The organism is Kitasatospora sp. NPDC058162 (genome assembly GCF_042884005.1).
GTDB lineage: Bacteria > Actinomycetota > Actinomycetes > Streptomycetales > Streptomycetaceae > Kitasatospora.
Window position 1 is genome coordinate 624795 of sequence record NZ_JBHVUS010000001.1, and the last position, 18575, is coordinate 643369.

17 protein-coding genes and 1 pseudogene are annotated in these 18575 nt (G+C 74.6%); 11 read left to right on the forward strand and 7 right to left on the reverse strand.

Features of this window, described 5'->3' with window-relative positions:
- Positions 1-9: 9 nt before the first annotated feature.
- Together ACFVXG_RS02510 and ACFVXG_RS02515 are read right to left on the reverse strand one after the other, a co-directional pair.
- Entirely contained in the window at positions 10-1023 is a 1014-nt protein-coding gene (locus tag ACFVXG_RS02510; RefSeq protein ID WP_387923506.1) for a helix-turn-helix domain-containing protein, read from the reverse strand.
- A gap of 65 nt (positions 1024-1088) precedes the next feature.
- Positions 1089-1958: a hypothetical protein gene (locus tag ACFVXG_RS02515; protein ID WP_387923508.1), complete on the reverse strand. Its 870-nt coding sequence runs from the start codon at positions 1956-1958 to the stop codon at positions 1089-1091.
- A gap of 322 nt (positions 1959-2280) precedes the next feature.
- Here ACFVXG_RS02515 and ACFVXG_RS02520 point away from each other — a divergent pair, with 322 nt between their 5' ends.
- From ACFVXG_RS02520 to ACFVXG_RS02535, 4 genes are all read left to right on the forward strand, one after another.
- Complete coding sequence (locus tag ACFVXG_RS02520) at positions 2281-2712, forward strand: GNAT family N-acetyltransferase (protein WP_387923510.1); 432 nt, start codon at positions 2281-2283, stop codon at positions 2710-2712.
- A 91-nt stretch (positions 2713-2803) separates the two neighbouring features.
- Positions 2804-3484, forward strand: a complete 681-nt coding sequence (locus ACFVXG_RS02525; RefSeq protein WP_387923512.1) for a phosphatase PAP2 family protein — start codon at positions 2804-2806, stop codon at positions 3482-3484.
- Positions 3485-3571: 87 nt separating this feature from the next.
- Entirely contained in the window at positions 3572-4198 is a 627-nt protein-coding gene (locus tag ACFVXG_RS02530; RefSeq protein WP_387923514.1) for a SigE family RNA polymerase sigma factor, read from the forward strand.
- Positions 4188-5438 (forward strand): hypothetical protein, encoded by a 1251-nt coding sequence (locus ACFVXG_RS02535; RefSeq protein ID WP_387923516.1) that lies wholly within the window; start codon positions 4188-4190, stop codon positions 5436-5438. Before ACFVXG_RS02530 ends, ACFVXG_RS02535 begins: the two co-directional genes overlap by 11 nt.
- A gap of 85 nt (positions 5439-5523) precedes the next feature.
- Here ACFVXG_RS02535 and ACFVXG_RS02540 read toward each other — a convergent pair whose 3' ends face one another.
- The 3 genes from ACFVXG_RS02540 to ACFVXG_RS02550 all read right to left on the reverse strand — a co-directional run bounded on the left by ACFVXG_RS02540 (position 5524) and on the right by ACFVXG_RS02550 (position 9161).
- Complete coding sequence (locus tag ACFVXG_RS02540) at positions 5524-6576, reverse strand: FAD-dependent monooxygenase (RefSeq protein ID WP_387923518.1); 1053 nt, start codon at positions 6574-6576, stop codon at positions 5524-5526.
- A gap of 158 nt (positions 6577-6734) precedes the next feature.
- Positions 6735-7790 (reverse strand): transposase, encoded by a 1056-nt coding sequence (locus tag ACFVXG_RS02545; RefSeq protein ID WP_387923520.1) that lies wholly within the window; start codon positions 7788-7790, stop codon positions 6735-6737.
- A gap of 132 nt (positions 7791-7922) precedes the next feature.
- Positions 7923-9161, reverse strand: a complete 1239-nt coding sequence (locus tag ACFVXG_RS02550; RefSeq protein WP_387923522.1) for an MFS transporter — start codon at positions 9159-9161, stop codon at positions 7923-7925.
- Positions 9162-9366: 205 nt separating this feature from the next.
- On the opposite strand from ACFVXG_RS02550, the gene ACFVXG_RS02555 reads away from it, so the two are divergent.
- The 7 genes from ACFVXG_RS02555 to ACFVXG_RS02585 all read left to right on the forward strand — a co-directional run bounded on the left by ACFVXG_RS02555 (position 9367) and on the right by ACFVXG_RS02585 (position 16418).
- On the forward strand, positions 9367-9825 hold the full coding sequence (locus tag ACFVXG_RS02555; RefSeq protein WP_387923524.1) for a MarR family transcriptional regulator: 459 nt from the start codon (positions 9367-9369) through the stop codon (positions 9823-9825).
- A 281-nt stretch (positions 9826-10106) separates the two neighbouring features.
- On the forward strand, positions 10107-11330 hold the full coding sequence (locus ACFVXG_RS02560; RefSeq protein ID WP_387923525.1) for a sedoheptulose 7-phosphate cyclase: 1224 nt from the start codon (positions 10107-10109) through the stop codon (positions 11328-11330).
- A complete protein-coding gene (locus tag ACFVXG_RS02565; RefSeq protein ID WP_387923527.1) occupies positions 11327-12511 on the forward strand; it encodes an ROK family protein in 1185 nt (394 codons plus the stop codon). The genes ACFVXG_RS02560 and ACFVXG_RS02565 overlap by 4 nt, the downstream gene beginning before the upstream one ends.
- Positions 12508-13707, forward strand: a complete 1200-nt coding sequence (locus tag ACFVXG_RS02570; RefSeq protein WP_387923529.1) for an alcohol dehydrogenase catalytic domain-containing protein — start codon at positions 12508-12510, stop codon at positions 13705-13707. Before ACFVXG_RS02565 ends, ACFVXG_RS02570 begins: the two co-directional genes overlap by 4 nt.
- Entirely contained in the window at positions 13704-14540 is an 837-nt protein-coding gene (locus ACFVXG_RS02575; protein WP_387923530.1) for an SDR family NAD(P)-dependent oxidoreductase, read from the forward strand. Before ACFVXG_RS02570 ends, ACFVXG_RS02575 begins: the two co-directional genes overlap by 4 nt.
- Positions 14537-15340 (forward strand): sugar phosphate isomerase/epimerase family protein, encoded by an 804-nt coding sequence (locus ACFVXG_RS02580; protein ID WP_387923531.1) that lies wholly within the window; start codon positions 14537-14539, stop codon positions 15338-15340. Before ACFVXG_RS02575 ends, ACFVXG_RS02580 begins: the two co-directional genes overlap by 4 nt.
- A gap of 1 nt (position 15341) precedes the next feature.
- Positions 15342-16418: an alcohol dehydrogenase catalytic domain-containing protein gene (locus ACFVXG_RS02585; RefSeq protein ID WP_387923533.1), complete on the forward strand. Its 1077-nt coding sequence runs from the start codon at positions 15342-15344 to the stop codon at positions 16416-16418.
- Positions 16419-16435: 17 nt separating this feature from the next.
- Here the strand turns inward: ACFVXG_RS02585 and ACFVXG_RS02590 are convergent, their stop codons facing one another.
- Together ACFVXG_RS02590 and ACFVXG_RS02595 are read right to left on the reverse strand one after the other, a co-directional pair.
- Positions 16436-17344, reverse strand: a complete 909-nt coding sequence (locus ACFVXG_RS02590; protein WP_387923535.1) for a DUF4232 domain-containing protein — start codon at positions 17342-17344, stop codon at positions 16436-16438.
- A 153-nt stretch (positions 17345-17497) separates the two neighbouring features.
- A pseudogene (locus ACFVXG_RS02595) lies at positions 17498-18575 on the reverse strand (hypothetical protein); the annotation flags it as partial.

Genomic DNA, 18575 nt, shown 5'->3' on the forward strand with positions numbered 1-18575 from the left:
CCCGGCTGCTCACCCCGCCTCCGGGAGCGCCATCAGAGCGCGCTGGCGGTGTTCGCGGGGCGAGAGCCCGTACGCGGCGCGGAAGGCGCGGCTGAAGTCGTCCGCGCGGGGGATGCCCCAGCGGGTGGCGACGGCGTGCACCGGGGTGGTGCGCTGGGCGGGGTCGGCGAGATCGCGCCGGGCCCGCTCCAGGCGTTGGGCGCGGATCCAGGCGGCGAGGGTCGTGCCGTCCTCGGAGTGCCGGGTGAAGACCCGGTGGAGGTGGCTGACCGAGACGTGGTGGGCGGCGGCGATCATCGCGGGGGCCAGGTCCGGGTCGTGGAGGTTGCGCCGGACGAAGGCGCGGACGGCCTCGACGAGCGCGCGTTGGCGGGTGTCGTCGGGGACGACGGCCTCGGCGTCCAGCTCCCGGGCGACCCAGGAGGCGACCAGGTCGACCGCGATCGTCCCCAGCCGGGCCGCCTCGGCCGGTCCCAGGGTCACGGCCTGCCGGTCCAGCCCCACCAGGAACTGCGACAACAGGGCCGCCGAGCCCTCCCGGGCGGAGAACGCGCGGCCGAGCAGGTCGCGCAGCCGGTGCGGCGGCAGCGGCAGCAGGGCGGCCGGGAAGTCCATGCCCACCCCGGAGAGCCGTGGTTCCGTCCCCCCGGCGGTCGGGCCGCCGAAGGTCCGCAGGTCGTACGGGTGGGAGCTGTCGACCAGGTGCAGGTCGCCCGGTCTGAGCGTCTCCGTCCGGCCGGACCCACGGGTCAGCGCCATGGTGCCCTCCTGGAGGAACGACAGGTGGTAGACCCCCTCGTCGGCCCGCCGCACCATCCGCTCCGTCCGCCGGAACCGGACCGACGGGAACGACGTCCCGAGCAGGACCACCTCCCCCAGTTCGGCCCGGCGCAGCTCCGCCCGGAAGTCGTCCGCGTGGGCGCTCGTCGCCTCACAGGCCCGGGTCCGTTCCAGCAACTCCCGCCAGCAGTCGAAGCGTTCTCGCGCGGGCAGGTCCTCACCACGGAACACGGTTCCGGTCACTGCAGTCACGTCCGCCCTCTCAGGCTCCTCCCCCACCGTCGTCCGAACGCCGTCCGTCGGCCGGATCATCCCGCCGGGCCGGGCTCCGGGGCCTCGGCGGGCGGGGCCTTGCTGAGGGACACCTCCGCCGGGGGCTCCGGCTGCTCCGGGTGCTCGGGGTCGCTCTGCTCGATCCGGCTCAGCAGTCGGGCGACGGCGTCGGTGCGCTCGCGCAGCACCGCGACGTGCTCCGTCCGGTCGGCCTCCACCGCGGCCTCGGCGGGCCGCACCGGGATGCCCCGCCGCCGGGCGGTCGCGATCAGGCTCTCCCCCGCCTGCCCGACGATGACCAGGGTGGCGGCGGCGAAGCAGCCCGCGTCCAGGGTGTGCGTCCGGCCGAACAGACCGCGGTGGACGATCTGGGCCGGCACGGTCAGCTCATCCAGCCGCTGGTCGACCGAGCCGCGTTCGAGGGCCGCGAGGACGACGGTGGCCAGCGCCTCGCCCGCCTTGGTGACGGCCCACTTGCGGCCGGGCACCGGCGGGAGGAACTCGCGGATCCGGTCCACGTCCTGCTCCAGGGCACTGGTGGTGAGCACCTCGAAGGCGTTGCGGGTGCGGATCTCGACGACCTTGTCCCACTCGACCTCCTCGCCGTCGAAGCCGACCTTCACCGGCCCCAGGCGCACGGCGCCGTAGCCGTCGAGCAGGCCGAGCAGCTTGTGCGCCACGGCCGGCGTGCGGGGGTGACGGCCGATCAGGGTGCCCAGCGACAGCTTCCACGGCTCGACGGCCGGAACCGGCGGCGGGGCCACCGAGCCCAGGGCCGCCAGCGCCCAGCGCCCGCCCGCCGCGGACCGCCCGCCGCGCAGCACCGCCTGCCGGCCGGCCTCCCCCCACTCGGCCGCCGCCCCCACCAGCCGCCCCAGTCCGCCCGCCCACTCGACCCTGGCCACCCGCCCCGCCCCCTCCACTCCCCGACGAAACCCACAGGTCGGACATGGTACGGCGGCTCCCCGGCCGGCTTCCGGGCACCTCCCCCCCCCCGCTGGTTCAGGGGTGCTCCGGGGGCGACCGGTACAGGGCCGGAGCCGTCCGGGTGACCGGCCCGGGTCGCTGCCACGGCGGCGGCGACCGGGTGCCTCTCCGTCGGGCAGCTCCTACCGTGGCCCCCCTTGCCCGACGGCCCCTGCCCGGGCGCACCGAACCGCCCGGGCGTCGGTCACCGGTCGCCCCACTCGACGGAGCCCCTCGCACACCGCCTGTACGATGTAATATATGACAAGCATGACTGACCCTTACGAACTGCGTCCGGGTGTCCCCACCGTCGAGGTCTTCCGCCGCCTGCGCACCGACGCGGGCCTCTCCGACCGGGCCCCCGAGGACGTCGCGCTCGGCCTGCCCAACACCTGGTACGGCGTGGTCCTGCACCACGGGGGCGAGCCCATCGGCATGGGCCGGATCATCGGCGACGGCGGCACCGCGTTCCAGATCGTCGACATCTGCGTGCACCCGGCGCACCAGGGCCGGGGCCTCGGCAAGCGCATCATGGCCGCCCTCACCGAGGAGTTGGACCGCCGGGCCCCCGCCACGGCCTACGTCTCGCTGATCGCCGACGGGCCCGCGCGCCTCCTCTACGAGCGGTTCGGCTTCCAGGACACCGCCACCCACGACTCGATCGGCATGTACCGTCCGACGGGCACCGGCTGACCGCACCGGCCCACTGCCGTCGGGCACCATGGTCCCCGACCACGGGGCGGGAGCCCGCGCCCCCGTTCCCCGAGGAAGGGCGACCGCCGCCATGGACCACCCACCGCACGCCCGGCCGCTCCGGTGGGCAGCCGCAGCCGCCGTCGCGGTGCTGCTGTTCGCGGCCCTGGCCGCCCTGCTCGCCGGCCACGACTGGGCCCCGTACGGCTTCGAGCAGGACGCCGGCACCTGGAGCGCCGCCCACCGGCCGTCCACCGCCCGGGCGGTGGCCGTGGTGATCACCTCGCTCGGCTCCGGCCCGGTGCCCGACCTCCTCGCCCTGACCGCCGGGGCCGTCGCCGTCCGGTCCCTGCCCGCCCCGTGCCCGGCCCGCCGGGCCGCGCTGCTGCTCCTCGCCCCGGTGGTGTGGCTGATCGCCGGTCAACTGGTCCGCTCCGGCCTGATGCAGGTCTTCGGCCGGCCCCGCCCGCCGCAGGCCGACTGGGCGACCGGCGCGTCCGGCTTCTCCTTCCCCTCGGGCCACTCCTTCTCCTCCACGGTCTGCGCCGGGCTGCTCGCCCTGGCCGTCGCCCGCGCCCGCCCGGCCGCCGCCAAGGGCGCCGCCGCGGGTGCCGTCCTGGTCGCGGCGGCCGTCGGCCTGAGCCGGATCTACCTCGGGGTGCACTGGCCGCTGGACGTCCTCGGCGGCTGGCTGCTCGCCGCCGGGTGGCTCGCCCTCGCCACGGCCGTCCTGCCCCGGGTGAGCCCGGACCGCTCTGACGAACCGTCCTGACGGATCCCTCACGCCCCCTGACGTCCGCTTGACGTCCCCCGCCGAACGGACTGTCACACGATGCCGGGCCCACCGCGTTACCAAGGTATGGATCAAGAATCGAGTGCGGACGCGTCGCCCGAACCACCCTGGCCGGAGTTCCCGGACTTCGTCGCCGCCCGCGCCCGGCACCTGCTGCGAACCGCCTTCCTGCTCACCGGCGGTGACGCCCACCTCGCCGAGGACCTGGTGCAGGAGGCCCTCGGCCGGGTCTTCGTCAAGTGGCGGAAGATATCCCGGCTGGACAATCCCAGCGGCTACGCCCAGACCGTCCTGGTCAACACCTTCCTCTCCTACCGGCGCAAGCGCAGCGCCTCCGAACGCGTCACCGACGAGTTCCCCGAGGTCGGCGTGGACGACCCGGACCCGGCCCTGCGGCTGACGCTGCTGCGCGCCCTCGCCGAACTCCCCGCGCCGGACCGCGCCGTGCTGGTGCTGCGCTTCTGGGAGGACCGCAGCGTCGAGGAGACGGCCGCCGCGCTGCGGCTGAGCGGCACCGCCGTCCGCACCCGCTCCCGCCGGGCGCTCGTCCGGCTGCGCGCCGTGCTGGGCGAGGACATCGACGCGGTCCTCGGCGGCTCGCCGGAGACGGACGGACTCGACGCGACCGGACCCGACGCAACGAACGAACCCGGTTCCCCCTCCCGGAAGGCGGTGCTGCGCCATGCCCAGTGACGACGACGAGTTCGCGGACGCGTTCACCGACGGCTTCGCCCGCGCCCTGCGCGGCGCCGCCGAGCTGGCCCCCGAGCCGGTGCGGCACACCCTGGCCGCCCAGGCCGAGCAGCGCGGCCGCCGTCGGCGGCGCAACCGCCGGGCCGTCCTGGCGAGCAGCCTCGCGGTGCTGGTGCTGGCCGGGGCCGGCGGCCTCGCGGCCGTCCGCGGCGGCACCTTCGGGGCGATCGGCCCGGTCGGCCCGCCGACCCCCGCCCGGCCCACGATGTCCGCGCAGGAACTGACCGCGCTGTACACCGGTCTGCTGCCGAAGGGCACGGTGACGGACTTCGCCGACAGTGCGATCGGGAAGATCGACCCGCACCGGACGGGCGCCACCCTGCTGTTCGACGACGGCGCGGGGGCGAGCATCCTCGAGTTCGGCGCGGAACGGACGAACCTGGCGCCCGACGCGGGCGCGGTCTGCATGGACCCCTTCTCGATGCCCCAGGACTCCTGCGAGCGGACGGTCCGGCCGGACGGTTCCGTACTGGTGATCGACAAGCTGCGGAGCCAGCACCCCGAGAACGGCCGCGAATGGCGGGTCACCTGGGCCGCCCCGGACGGACGGCGGGTCACGTTCACCGAGTTCAACGGGCAGCCGGCCGCCGCGAACCGGCCGAGTCCGCCGCTCACCGACAACGCCCAGCTGACCGCCCTGGTCACCTCGCCCGCCTGGGAGCAGGTCTTCGCCACCCTCGCCCCGGCCGACGGCGCCCCGAAGCCGACCGGCACCCCGACACCCGCGCCGTCCGCCACCGGGCCGTCCAACGCGGACCTGCTCGCCAGGCTCGTCCCCCTCCTGCCCGCCGGGGCCGTGGTCGGGAGCCAGGACCCGGGGCACGCCGCGCTCGGCGTCACCTTCGAGGGCCGCACCAGCCTGCTGATGGTCATCGCGGACCCGCCGTCCGCGCGCGGCCGCCAGCAACTCGCGACCATGGACGACAACCCCACCACCCCGCTGGAGCTGCGGGAGAAGCGGCCGGACGGGACGGTGGTCGTCACCAACCGCTTCGGCAACGGGAAGACCGCGACCACCCCGGTCCTGCACTGGCTGGCCGCCGTCTACTACCCCGACGGCAGCCGGGTGCAGATCTCGGAGGGCAACGGCGAGAACGCCTACACCTACCGCCCGGGCGATCCGGCGCTCGACGTGGACCGGTTGAAGGCCATCGTCACCGACCCGGCCTGGCGCCGCTGACCGCTGGAACGGCGGTCCGGTACGGGAGTTGGCACCCTCCCGGCACCGGGCCGCCGGCAACGGCACCGGCACCGGCCCGCGGCGGTCAGCGGAGCCCGTTGCCGCAGCCCGCCGGCACCTCCGGCGCCTCCTCCGCGCGGCGGGCGTCGAAGTCGGCGAGCCAGCGGAGCGCGTCGCCCTCGGAGGCGTCCCAGCAGGCGCCCAGCCCGACGGCGTCCTCCAGCGCCTGGTGCAGGCCCGAGGCCTCCAGCGGGCCGGACGGCTCGGCGCCCTCCCCCACCAGGGCGACCCGGCCGTGGGCCCGCCGCGCCCAGGAGGCCCGGTCGGGGACGGTCCAGGCGCGCCAGTTCCGGCCCATCGTCAGCACGTTCCGGGCGGCGTAGCCGATCTCCGGGAAGGCCTCGAGGACCTGCTCCAGGTCGACCCGGGCGCCGTCGAGGTCGGCGCCGGTGTGGCGGTGGCGGGTGGCGGAGAGGCTGAGGTACCGGGAGTCGGGCAGCGGGTAGTGCGCCACGTGCCACTGCGCGCCCAGCCAGCAGGTGGCCGCGCCGTCCTGCCAGTGGTCGGCCACCAACTCCATGGGGATGACGGTGTGGTAGACCGCGAGCCGCGACCCCGGGGCGCGGCCGGCCCACCGGGCGTCACGGCGGACGACCGAGCGGGCGGCGTCCGAGAGGACCAGCGCGTCGCCGGTCACGCTGCGCCCGTCGGCGAGCGTGGCCACCACCGATTCCCCGTGCTCGGTGTAGCCCACCACCCGGCTGTCCGGCAGCAGTTGGACGGCGTCCAGCTCCCAGCAGGCCTCCAGCAGGGGCTCGTACACGTCCAGCCGGTGGGCCGTCGCGTGCGCCGCCCGGCCGCCGCCGTGCCGGGCGGGCAGGGCGATCGAGCTGACCGGCTCCCCGGTCGCACCGTCCATGACGCGGAACTCGTCGATCACCAGGGACCGTTCACGGACGGCGTCGCCGACGCCGAGCAGGTCCAGCAGCCGGAAGGCGTGCGGCGCCAGCCGGACGCCCGCGCCACCGTCGGTGAGCAGCGGCCGTTGCTCCAGGACGAGGACGTGATGGCCCCGCGCCCCCAGCGCGACCGCTGTGGCCAGACCGCTGACACCACCGCCGGCAACCAGAATTCGCATGGTCCGATGATGGCTCCCGGGGGACGTACCGGGCGATGCGGTCACGGCGCTTGTGTCAGAACCTCACGCGGAGGTGACACGCGGGGAACTTCGATGTTTGAACCGTTCGATGTCCGATTTGCACTGCTGGGAGGCTCGGTGCCCGTCGCCCGTCCCACTCAGAACGACCGGCCCATCCGCTCCATGGACACCATGCAGTGGGTCCACGGCCGGACCCGGGCCCGCGCGGCGGCGACCACCTGGGCCACGTGCGCGGCCGCCGCCAGGGTCATGTGCCGGTGCCAGCCGTCGGCGCCGCGCCCCTCGTAGTCGTCCAGGGCGCCGACGTGCGAGGCGGAACCGGCGAGGTCCTGCTCGACCCGCTGCGGGAGCTTGGTCAGCCGCAGCAGCACCCCGAGCGGCGTAGCCATCAGGTTCGTCAGCCAGCACTGGACCGGCTGCTCCTGCGCGGCGTCCCACTGCCCCAGCAGCAACAGCGGCAGCCCGGCCCACTCCACCCGGACTCCGCCGACCAGGCTCCGGCGCACCGCGCCCGTCGCCGGGTCCGTCCACTCCACCGGCCGCCGGTGCATCCGGTGCAGTTGCAGCACCCGGGCGGCGGGCAGCGAGCGGCCGCCCCGGCCCGTCCCCTGGTCCAGCACCGGCAGACCGGCGGGCACGGCGGACAGCAGCGGCGCGCCCGCCCGGGCGTAGCGGTCGAAGACCGGCCGCAGGTCGGCCCCCGGGATGTCCAGCACGACCGGGCGGGGCCCGATGGTGCTGGGGTCGCACACCCGGGCGGCCGCCGCGACGCACCCGGCCGCCGTCTCACCGGAGGGCACCAGGTGCCACCTGACCGGCACGGTGACCTCGCTGGCCACCCCCCACACCCCGATCGCCCGGCTCGCCCTCCTGGGGACCGGCAGCGCCTGCACCACCCAGGCGGTGAAGCGCAGTTCGTTGTCGGCGTGGCGCTGCAACGCCCGGCCGACCGGCTCCCAGTCCCAGGTGGAGGCGGCGATGAAGTGGTGCAGGCTCTGGGCGAGTTCGGGGCCGCCGACCTGCGCGGCGATGTTCCGGATCGACCTGCGGCCCTGCGCCGCGATCAGCCCGCGCAGGTAGAGGGCGCCCTTGGCCCGCTGGTCGCTGCGCGGCAGCGGGGCGAAGAGCACCTCGGACAGCTCGTCCAGGACGTTGGAGCCGGGGTCCGCAGGCCGACTGAAGATCGTATCCACACCACCGCGAACGGTCATGTCGCCACGGCTATTTCCGCTCTCCTCGGCATGGCCGAAAACCATCGCCGCGCCGCCCACCGAGGGCGGTGGGCGGCGCGGGGGGCAGCGGACGGCGGGCACCGGGCCTCCGGATCAGGCCTTCCGGGCGAGCGCGGCGTCGACGCCGTCCGCCTGCTCGATCGCCGGGGCGCTGGCGGACACCGGCAGCTCGCGGCGGCCGCGGGCCCACATCAGCACCGAGAGCGCCAGGGCGAGCGCGATGGCGAGGGCGGCGGTCAGGGTGACGGCCCGGACGTCGTAGCCGAGGTCGATGGTCGCACCACCGAGCCAGGCGCCGAGCCCGTTGCCCAGGTTGAACGCGGACACGTTGGCCGACAGGGCGAGGGCGGGCGCGGCGGCGGCCACCGCGAGGATCCGCGCCTGGAGTGCCGGGATGATGGAGAAGCCCGCGGCCCCGAACACGAAGAGCGCGATCACGGCCGGGATCTGGTGCGGCGCGGCGAGCCAGAACAGCAACAGGGCGACGAGCAGGGCGCTCTGGGCGCGCAGCACGCCGCGCATGACGTCGGCGTCGGCGGCGCGGCCGCCCAGGATGTTGCCCAGGACGGAGCCGATGCCGAAGACGATGAGCAGGATGCCGACCATCGCGGGCGCGAAGTGGCCGATGTCGCGCAGCAGCGGCGCCAGGTAGGTGGAGGTGGTGAAGACCGCCCCTTGCGCCAACACGGTGATCAGCATGGACAGTTGGAGGCTTCCTCGGCGGAACACCTTCATCTGCTCGCGCAGTGGGAGGCTCCCCCCGGCACTGTCCTCGCTCTCGGTGGACAGCGCGGCGGGCACGAACCTGACGATGAGCAGCAGGCACAGCACGGCGAAGGCGGTGACGTAGACGAAGGTCGCGCGCCAGCCGAAGTGCTGTCCGATGAAGGTGCCGATCGGGGAGCCGAGCACGTTGGCGAAGTTGAAGCCGAGCGCGATCTTGGCCATGGCGGTGGCCTGCTTGTCGGGCGGGGACATCAGCGCGGCGACGTGCCAGGCGACGGCGGCGAAGGTGCCGTGGCTGAGCGAGGTGAAGATGCGCGCGCCCATCAGGGTGGGGTAGTTGGGGGCGAGCACGGCGATGACGTTGCCGACGATGAAGACGCCCATCAGGGTGAGCAGCAGGCCCTTGCGGGACCACTTGGTGGTCAGCAGGGTGATGATCGGTCCCCCGATGGTCACCCCCAGCGCGTAGCCGGTGACCAGCAGGCCGGCCGTCGGGACGGTCACGTCCAGGTCGGCGGACATCTCGGGCAGGATCCCCGCGATGACGACCTCGGCGGTGCCGACGCAGAACACGCCGAGCATCAGCGCCAAGAGGGGCAGTGGCATGGCGACCCAAGCCTTTCGTAGGGAGCCAGGGTAGGGAGGCACCGCCTCGCCGAAGGGGAGACAATGCATTCGTTTGCATATAGATATTGAAGGAACGCGCCCGGGTGGTCAACCGGCGCAAGGAGTTACGCTGGGCAACGTCGACAGCTGGACAAGCGGAACGCTTTCGAAGGACTTTCGAAGGACTCAGTGAGGGGCCATGTCAATGGAGACTTGGGGACCGGGGAGCGCGCGGGACGAGATCGCCATCTGGCGACAGCTCACCCGCCTGATGGAGCAGGTCAACGCGACCACGGGCCGGCGACTGGCCCGCAGCCACGGGGTCTCCATGAACGAACTGCTGCTCCTGCTCTCGCTGACCGAGCAGCGCGACGGCACGCTGCGGATGTCGGACCTGGTCAAAGCGCTCGGCGCCAACCAGCCCGCGGTCAGCCGGATGGCCGCCCGCCTGGAGGACGCCGAGTGGGTGGTGCGGCGCAGCGCCCTGGACGACAAGCGCGGAGTGGACGTCCAGGTCACCGAGGCCGGCCGACGGCTGGCCGGGGCGGCCGAGCAGACCCTGCGCAAATCCCTGGCCGAGGCCCTCGACTCGGCCGCCCTGAACGACTCCACGGCCTCGCTGGTCGCCCGGCTGCGGTACGCGCCCGCGGTGCCGATGGACTGAGCGCCCGCCCTCCCGAAGCCCTCCCCGAGCCCTCCCCGAACCGGCCCCGGCCGCGGACCACCACCCGCGACCGGGGCCTTCGCGTGCCCGGTTCACACCGCCGCAATAAGCGGCCAGGGTAGGTAACGGAGAGGAAATATGCATCTGAATACATCTATTGTGACTACTGTCACATTGCGATGTATGCGGATCAAGTACTAGCGTTCGAGGCCGACAGGCGGACGGTCGACTCGCTCCCACCGCCCACTCCCCCGCTCGAGGACGCTCACGGAGGTTTCGTCATGTCTGGTACCGCACTGCCCCGCCCGACCGGCCTCAACCCGGTCGCCGATCTCCCCAAGCCGCCCGGGCTGCACTGGAACATCCGGGCCGAACAGCCGATCGCCTATAGCGTCAGCATGGTGCGCGGACTTCTTGACCTCGACAACCCCACCCTCGCCCGCGCCGTCGGCGGCGGCCACGGCCGCCCCTTCCGCTGCCTGCTCGCGATCGACTCCGCCGTCGACGCGCTCTACCACGAGCGGTTCGCCACCTACTTCGACCGCTGGCGGATCGACGCGACCTGGCAGGTCGTCCAGGGCGACGAGGACGCCAAGTCCCTGGAACAGGCCGTCCTCGTCACCGAGGCCATGTCGCGGATGGGCATCCTGCGCCGCGCCGAGAAGGTCGTCGCCGTCGGCGGCGGCGTCGTCCTCGACATCGTCGGCTTCGCGGCCAGCATGTACCGCCGCGGCCTGCCGTACATCCGCGTCCCCACCACGCTGATCGGCCAGATCGACGCCGGCATCGGCGTGAAGACCGGGATCAACCATGGCCACCACAAGAACCGCCTGGGCGCCTACTTCGCCCCCGAACTCGCCCTGATCGACCCGCACTTCCTGCGCACCATCGACCCCCGGCACGTCGCCAACGGCATCGCCGAGGTGATCAAGATGGCGCTGGTCAAGGACGCCGTCCTGTTCGACCTGCTGGAGGCGACCGTCGGCGACATCACCCCCGAGACCCTGGGCGGCTGCGGCTCGGCGGTCAGCGAGGTGCTCTCCCGGGCCATCTCCGGGATGCTCGACGAGCTCGAACCCAACCTCTGGGAACAGGTCTTGGAACGTTCCGTCGACTACGGGCACACCTTCAGCCCCTCCCTGGAACTGCGCGCCGACCCGCCGCTGCTGCACGGCGAGGCCGTCGCCGTCGACATGGCGATCTGCCTCGCCCTCGCCCACCTGCGCGGCCACCTCTCCGGACACGACACCGACCGGGCCCTCAGACTCCTCCAGGGCTTCCGACTCCCCGTCGCCCACCCGATCTTCACCCGGGAACTGCTGGAGGAAGCACTCGCCGACGCGGTCAAGCACCGCGACGGCCTCCAACGCGTACCGCTCACCCGGGGCATCGGCTCCGTCGTCTTCGCCAACGACCTCACCCCGGACGAGCTCGGCCGGGCCCTGGAGTTCATCGGCTCCTGGACAGCGGGCGCGCGCGCCGAACTCGTGGGCGCGGCGGTATGAGCCCGGACGCCGTCCCGGTGAACGCCGTCCCGGTGAAGGCCAGTCCGACGGGCGGCAGCCCGACGAACACCGCCCCGCCGCGCCCCTCCCCGGAGTCCATCACCGTCTTCGACGTCGGCGGGACCCACATCCGCCGGGCGACCTGGCAGCGCCGGAGCGGGCTGGGGGCCCGCACCTCGCGCCCCTCCCCCAGCTTCAAGCGCTTCCCCGCCGCCACCGTCGCCGAACTCCAGGACATGATGGTCCGCGAGCTGTGCGAGGGCGTGCCGCACACCCCGGACCCCATCGTGGGCATCTCCTTGGGTGCCGCGCTCGACCACCGCTCCGGCCTGGTCTACGCCTCCGCCCCGCTCTGGGGCGAGCACAGCGAACCGTACGACCTGCGGGCGGCGCTGACCGCTCGCAGGTCGGACGTCCAGTGGCACATCGTCAACGACGTCACCGCCGCCCTGCTGCACGCCGCGGCGGCCACCGACCGCGGCCGCCACCGCAAGGTCCTGCTGGCCACCATCAGCTCCGGCATCGCCTGCCGGGTGATCGACCAGCGGCAGCGCCGGATCCCGGTCGACGGCTGCGGACTGCAGGGCGAGATCGGCCACCTGCCGGTCCACGCCGAACTGGCCGGGCAGCCCGTCGAGTTGGCCTGCGACTGCGGCAGGACCGGCCACCTCGCCGCCTACGCCTCCGGCCCCGGCATCGCGCGGCTGGCCGAGGCCCTCGCCCGGCGGGAGCCGACCCGCTGGGCGGCCTCCCGGCTCGGCCGGCTCACCGCCGGCGGCACCGCCTTCGAGGCGGCGCTGCGCCAGGCCCTCGACGAGCGGGACGGCGGGGGCGGCCAGGACGGCGGGAGCGGCCTCAGCACCGAGGACGGCCGGAGCCGCGAGGACGACCCCGCCGTCGAGCTGCTCGACGCCGCGACCGCCCCCGTCGCGGCGGTCCTGCGCACCGCGCTCTGCCTCGACCCCGAGCTGGACGAGGTGGTGCTGACCGGCGGCGTCGTCCACGGCCTCGGCCACCACTACCGGCGCGCCCTGATGGGACACCTCACCCGCGAGGGCCTCTACCTGACCAGCGAGCGCACCCCCGACTGGCTGGAGCGGCGGATCACCGTCACCGCTCCCGGGGAGGCCGACAGCCTCGCCGGAGCCGGGATCGCGGCCGGCGCCGGAGTCCCGGCATGACGACGACCGAGCGCAACCCCGGCCACCGGGCACTGGTCCGGGAGCCGGGCGGCGTACGGCTGCGGCTGCGCCCCACCCAGGCGCCCGCGCCGGGTGAACTCCTGGTCGCCACCCAGGTCGCCGGGCTGTGCGGGACGGACATCCAGATGCTGCGCGGGCTGCGCGACGACCCGGCGCCGGTGATCGGCCACGAGGGCATCGCCCGGGTGGTCGCCGCCGGGCCGGGCGTACCCGCCGCCCTGCGCCGCCCGGGCACCCCGGTCGTGGTCAACCCGACCCACGCCTCGGACCCGTCCTTCCTGCTCGGGCACAACGTCGACGGCCTGCTGCAGGAGCGCACCCTGATCCCCGCGACGGCCGTCCGGGACGGCCTGGTGGTACCGCTGGCGCAGGAGCCCGACCCGGTGCTCGGCGCCCTGATCGAGCCGCTGGCCGCCGTCCGGTACGCCCTCGCGGTGCTGGCCGCCGGCCGCCCCCGCACCCTGGTGGTGTACGGCGACGGGACGATCGGGCAGCTCGCCGTCCGGGCCGCCCGCCGCCGACTCGGCGCCGACGTCCGCGTCCTGCTCGTCCACCACACCCCGGACGGGCTGGCATGGAGCCGCCAACGGGCCTTCCCCGGCGTCGAGTTGACGCTCGACGCGACACCCCCGGTGGGCCCCGGACCGGTCGCCGTCCTGCTCGCGACCCCGCGCGACGGCACCCTGGACGCGCTCGCCGCCGCCCTGCGGCTCGGCACCCCCGGACCGACCGGCGAACCGACCGGCGGACCGACCGGCGGACTCACCACCGAACCGACCGACGAGCTGACCGTCGACCTGTTCGGCGGCCTCCCGCCCGGCGGCGCCAGTGACCGGCTGCCCGGCGTCGACCTGGTCGCCGTCCGGGCCGCCAACTGCGCCGGGCACCCCGTCCCGCACGCCTTCACCACGGCGGACACCGCCGACGGCCGGCGCGTCCGGCTGACCGGCCACCGCGGCGTGGGCAACCGTCATCTCGCCGAAGCCGCAGCCGAGTTGTGCCGCCGCCCAGAGGCCTACCGCGACCTGGTGACCCACGTGGTCGGGCCGCCGGAAGCCGCCCGGATCATGACCGACCTCTCGGCCGGCGGCGGGCGGAGCGTCGCCGGGAGCCGGCTCGTCAAACTCGCGGTGCGCTTCGCCCCGGCGCCGCCCACACCCCTGGAGGCCCAGTGACCGCCCCCGACCGCAACCGCCGCCGCGCCCTGGTGGTCGGCGGGTCCACCGGCATCGGCCGCGGCGTCGCGGACGCCTGGGCCGAGGCCGGGCTCGACGTCACCGTGCTCAGCCGCTCGCGTCCGACCGGCCCCGGGTCCGAGCGGCTGCGCTGGGCGGCCACCGACCTCACCGACGCCGACCGGGTCGCCGAGCACCTGTCCCTGGCCGCCACCGAACCGCTGCACGCCGTCTGCTACTCGGCGGTCCACTACGGCGACCGGCGGACCCTCTTCCGCGAGTGCACCGAGGCCGAGTGGCGCCGCCAACTCGACGTCAACCTGCACGGCCTGTGGCTGACCCTCTCCTGGACGATCCCGGCCCTGCGCCGCACCGACCGACCCGGCATGTTCCTCGGCGTCTCCTCCGAGGTCGTCTACAACGCTGGGCCCGGCCGCTCCGGCTACGCCGCCACCAAGGCGGGCGCCTCCGCCCTGCTCGACTCCGTCGCCCAGGAGGAGACCGCCGAGCTGCCCGGCACCGAGGCCCTGCGCATCGTCCAGGCCCTGCCGGCCGGCATGGTGGACACCCCCGGGATCCGACGCAGGCGCCCGGACAGCTTCGACTACGCCGCCTACATGCGACCGGCCAGCTTCGCCCCACTGGCCCGGGAACTGGCGGCGACGGCCGGGGCCGGACTGCACGGCGCCCACCTGGTGGTGGACGCCGAGGGCGCCTGGTACCCGGTCGGCGAACGGCTGCCGGTCTCCCAGAGCCGCCCGGTGCCGTCGGGGGCTGGGTCCGGCGTGGGGTCCGACATGACGACCAGCGCAGGGGCCGGGGCGGGCTCGTGACCTCCGCCCCCCTCCTCGGGCTGGCCGGCTGGCGCCTGCCCGGGGACCACTTCGACGCGGTCGAACTGGCCGGCCGAACCGGCGCCGACGGACTCCAGCTCGACCTCGGCGGCCCCGGCCGCGGTCCCCGGCTCGACGCCCCGGGCACCGTCGACCGACTCCTGGAGGCCTGCGCCCGCCACGGGGTGCGCCCGCTCGCCGTGACGGGCAACACCCTCAACGACATCGGCCTGCACGCCCCGCCGGACGGTCAGGACGCGCGGCGCGTGCGGCACGTCCTGATCCGGGTCCTGGACACCGCCCACGCCCTCGGCGCACCGCTGGCCTTCGTCCCGAGCTTCCGCCGCAGCGCCGTCACCGACCGCGCGGAGCTGGCCCGCACGGCCACCGTCCTGGCCTGGGCGACGGCGGAGGCCCGGGCCCGCGGACTGCTGCTGGCCAACGAGAACGACCTGGACCCGCCGCGCGCCCGCCGCCTGGTCGAGCAGGTCGCCGCCGACGGCTTCCGGCTGCTGCTGGACACCTACAACCCGCGGGTCGCCGGGGTCGACGCGGTCGCCCTGATCGAGGCCGTCCACCCCTGGCTCGCGCCCCACGTCCACCTCAAGGACGGCACCGACGGCGTCGTGGCGCGGGACCTCCTCGGCGACGGGGACGGCCCGGTCCGGGAGGCCCTCGCCGCCCTCACCGCGCACGGGTTCGAGCCCGAGGCGCTGGTCCTGGAGAACGACTACCGCGACAGCGACCTCCACCGCCTCACCCTCGACCTCGAACGCGCCCGCACCCACCTGAGGAGCTGAAGTGCCGAACCTCCCCGCCACCTACGTCACGACCACGCTGCGGGACGGCGTGGTGAGCCTCGGTACCCGTCCCTTCCCCCACCACGCGCTCAGCGCCGACACCGTTCTGATCAAGCCCGACCACCTGGGGATCTGCCGCGCCGACGCCAAGGAGATCGTCGGCTCGCGCGACGTCCCCGAGGACCGCGGCCCGCTCTTCGGCCACGAACTCGTCGGCACCGTCGCCTTCGCCGGCGCCCGGACCGGCTTCCGGGAGGGCGAACTCGTCACCCTCAACCCCAACATCACCTCCACCCGCACCACCGGCTTCGCCGAGTACGTCCTCGTCCACGGCACCGAGGCCCAGCTGGACCAGGCCGTGGTGCGGGTCCCCGAGGCCGGGATCCGGGACGACATCTGGATGCCCGAGCCCTTCGCCTGCATCGTGCACGCGCTCCGCAAGCTCCTCGAACTCGCCGACCTCGCCGACCTCCGGGGCCGGCGCGTCGCCGTCCTCGGCGCCGGCTGCGCCGGTCTCACCTTCGCCCTCCACGCCCGCCACCTGGGCGCCTCGCCCGCCGTCTTCAACCGCGGCGAGGCCCGCCGCGCCTTCGCCCGGCAGCAGGGCCTCCTCGCCGACGACGAGATCCACCCGCTGACCGATGCGAAGGCGCCGCGGCACCAGGGCCGGTACGACGTCGTGATCGTGGCGACCACCGTCGCCACCACCGAACTCCTGGACACCGCCGCGGACCTGGCCGCCGACGACGCGGTCCTGTTCGTCTACGGCGGCACCCGCAAGGGCGACAGCTTCCCACCCGGCCGGGCGGACATCGACACCATCCGCCGCCGGGAACTGATCGAGCCGGTCGACCACCACGGCAAGCCGCTGCGCATCGCGGGCGCCTACGGGTGCCACCGGGAGGACTACGAGGAGGGCTTCCGGCTGCGCGCCGAACACCCGCTCGCCTTCCCGCTGGAGAAGCTGACCTCGCTGCGGATCGGCCTGGACGACTTCCCGCGCCGGGTCACCGACATCGCCGCGGAGCGGGTGGACCACCCCGGCAAGGTGATCATCGACCTGGCGCCGACCGGCTGATCCCGCCGACCGCCTGGTCAGCCCGCCGGCGGCCTGGTCGCCGGCGGCTGCCCGGCCTCGGCGGCCCAGGCGCCGACGCCGAGGCGCCCGGTGGTGCCCAGGTCCAGCTCCGGGACGACCATCACGGGCGCCGCGCCCGGCAGCGCCCGGACCCGTACGTACGGGGCGTCCACCGCGTCGCCGGCGCCCGCCTCGGTGGTGTTGCGCCACACCAGCGTGGAGCGGGCGCCCTCCCCCGGCTTCAGCACCAGCCGCCGCGGCGGGTCGTCCGCCCCGGTGCCGCTCGCGATCTCGGCGCCCCCGCGCAGGAACCTCACCCCGTCGACCGGCTTGTGCTCCAGGTCGAGCAGCTGCAGCTCCGGGTAGCCGTTGACGGTCACCGGGGCCGTCCCGCAGTTGCCCAGGTGCAGCCCGACCACCCGCAGCCCCATCGCCGCGTCGCCCTCGTCCGCGCTCACCCGCAGCCCGGACGCCGGGCACGGCCCGTCCACCCGCGAGGCCTCGGCGCTCGGCACGCTCCGCACCTTGACGACCTTCACCCCCGAGGCGTTCCCGCCGAGTTCGACCCGGCCCTTCTCCGTCGCCCCCGGCGCGAGCCCCGCCACCGTCCTGGTCACGTTGTCCAGCGCACCCCCGGCCGCCCCCGTCCGGTTGAACACCACCGTCACATCGGCCGCCTCCCCGCCCCCGTTGGTCACCTCGTACTCCGCACACACCGGACCCACCGCCGTGATCCGCGCCCCGTCCTTCACCGCCCCCGTCGGCGCGGCCGACACCACCCCGCACGGCCCGCCGCTGCCGGAAGCCGACGGAGCCCCGGCCGCCCCGACCGACTGGCTCCCGCACCCCGCGAGCAGCACCACCGCTGCCACCGCGCCCACCCCATGCCTCGTCAGCACCGCGCCGACCTTCTCGAAGTCACCCATCCGACCATCCGATCACGAACCACCCCGCCCCACCATGAGCCGCATCACTCCCCATGCAACAGCCCGGCAACGCTCCACCCGAAACGGCACCGCCGTGCCGCCCGGGGATCGGGCGGCACGGCGGCGTTCGGAGTGGTGCGGGGTGGTGCGGGGTCAGACCGTGAAGTAGCCGTTCAGGTCGGCGATCACGTGGGTGTCGCCGCTGTCGTTGGAGAACGTCACCCGGCCGTCCACCACGGGGACGACGACCTGGCCGGCCGTGGTCTGCCCGGCCTCGAAGGTGAGGCTGGCCGTGTCCGGGCGGGCGGTGCCGTGCGGGTGGGCGGTCAGGCGGCTGTCCGCCGTCGGCCCGGTGACCGTCACGTTCAGGACCACGGCGGTCACGCCGGTGGCGGGCACGCCCTCCAGCGCGGTCACCGGCACGCTGACGACGCCTCCGGCGCCCACCGTCCCGGCGCGGGCGCCGACACCGGTGCGGGTGTCCAGCAGCCGGACCGGGGTGGTCGGGGCGAAGGTCGAGCCGGAGTCCCCGTAGTAGCCGACGACGTCGGCGACCAGGTCGACCGTGCCCGCGGAGTTGCGCAGGTCGACCTTCCCGTTCACCACCGGCACCGTCACCAGATTGGCCACGGTGTGCCCGGGGTCGAAGTTGAGGTTCGACGTGCCCGGCAGCGACCGCCCGTCCGGGTACACCGTCACGTAACCGGCCTCGGTCGGGTCGACGGCCGTCACATTCAAGACCACCGCCGTCACACCACCGGCCGGAACACCCTTCACCCCGGCCACCTGAAGACCGACCACACCACCCGGACCGACCCGCTGCGCAGGCGCACCCGTACCGTCCCGGGTGTCCAGCAGACGGGCCGGGGCGACCGGCGTCAGCAGGGAGCCGGCGGCCCCGGCGGTGTAATAGCCGGCGACGTCGGCGACCAGGTCGACCGTGCCCGCGGAGTTGCGCAGGTCGACCTTCCCGTTCACCACCGGCACCGTCACCAGATTCGCCACGGTGCGCCCGGAGTCGAAGTTGAGGTTCGACGTGCCCGGCAGCGACCGCCCGTCCGGGTACACCGTCACGTAACCGGCCTCGGTCGGGTCAACGGCCGTCACATTCAAGACCACCGCCGTCACACCGCTCGCCGGAACACCCTTCACCCCGGCCACCTGAAGACCGACCACACCACCCGGACCGACCCGCTGCGCAGGCGCACCCGTACCGTCCCGGGTGTCCAGC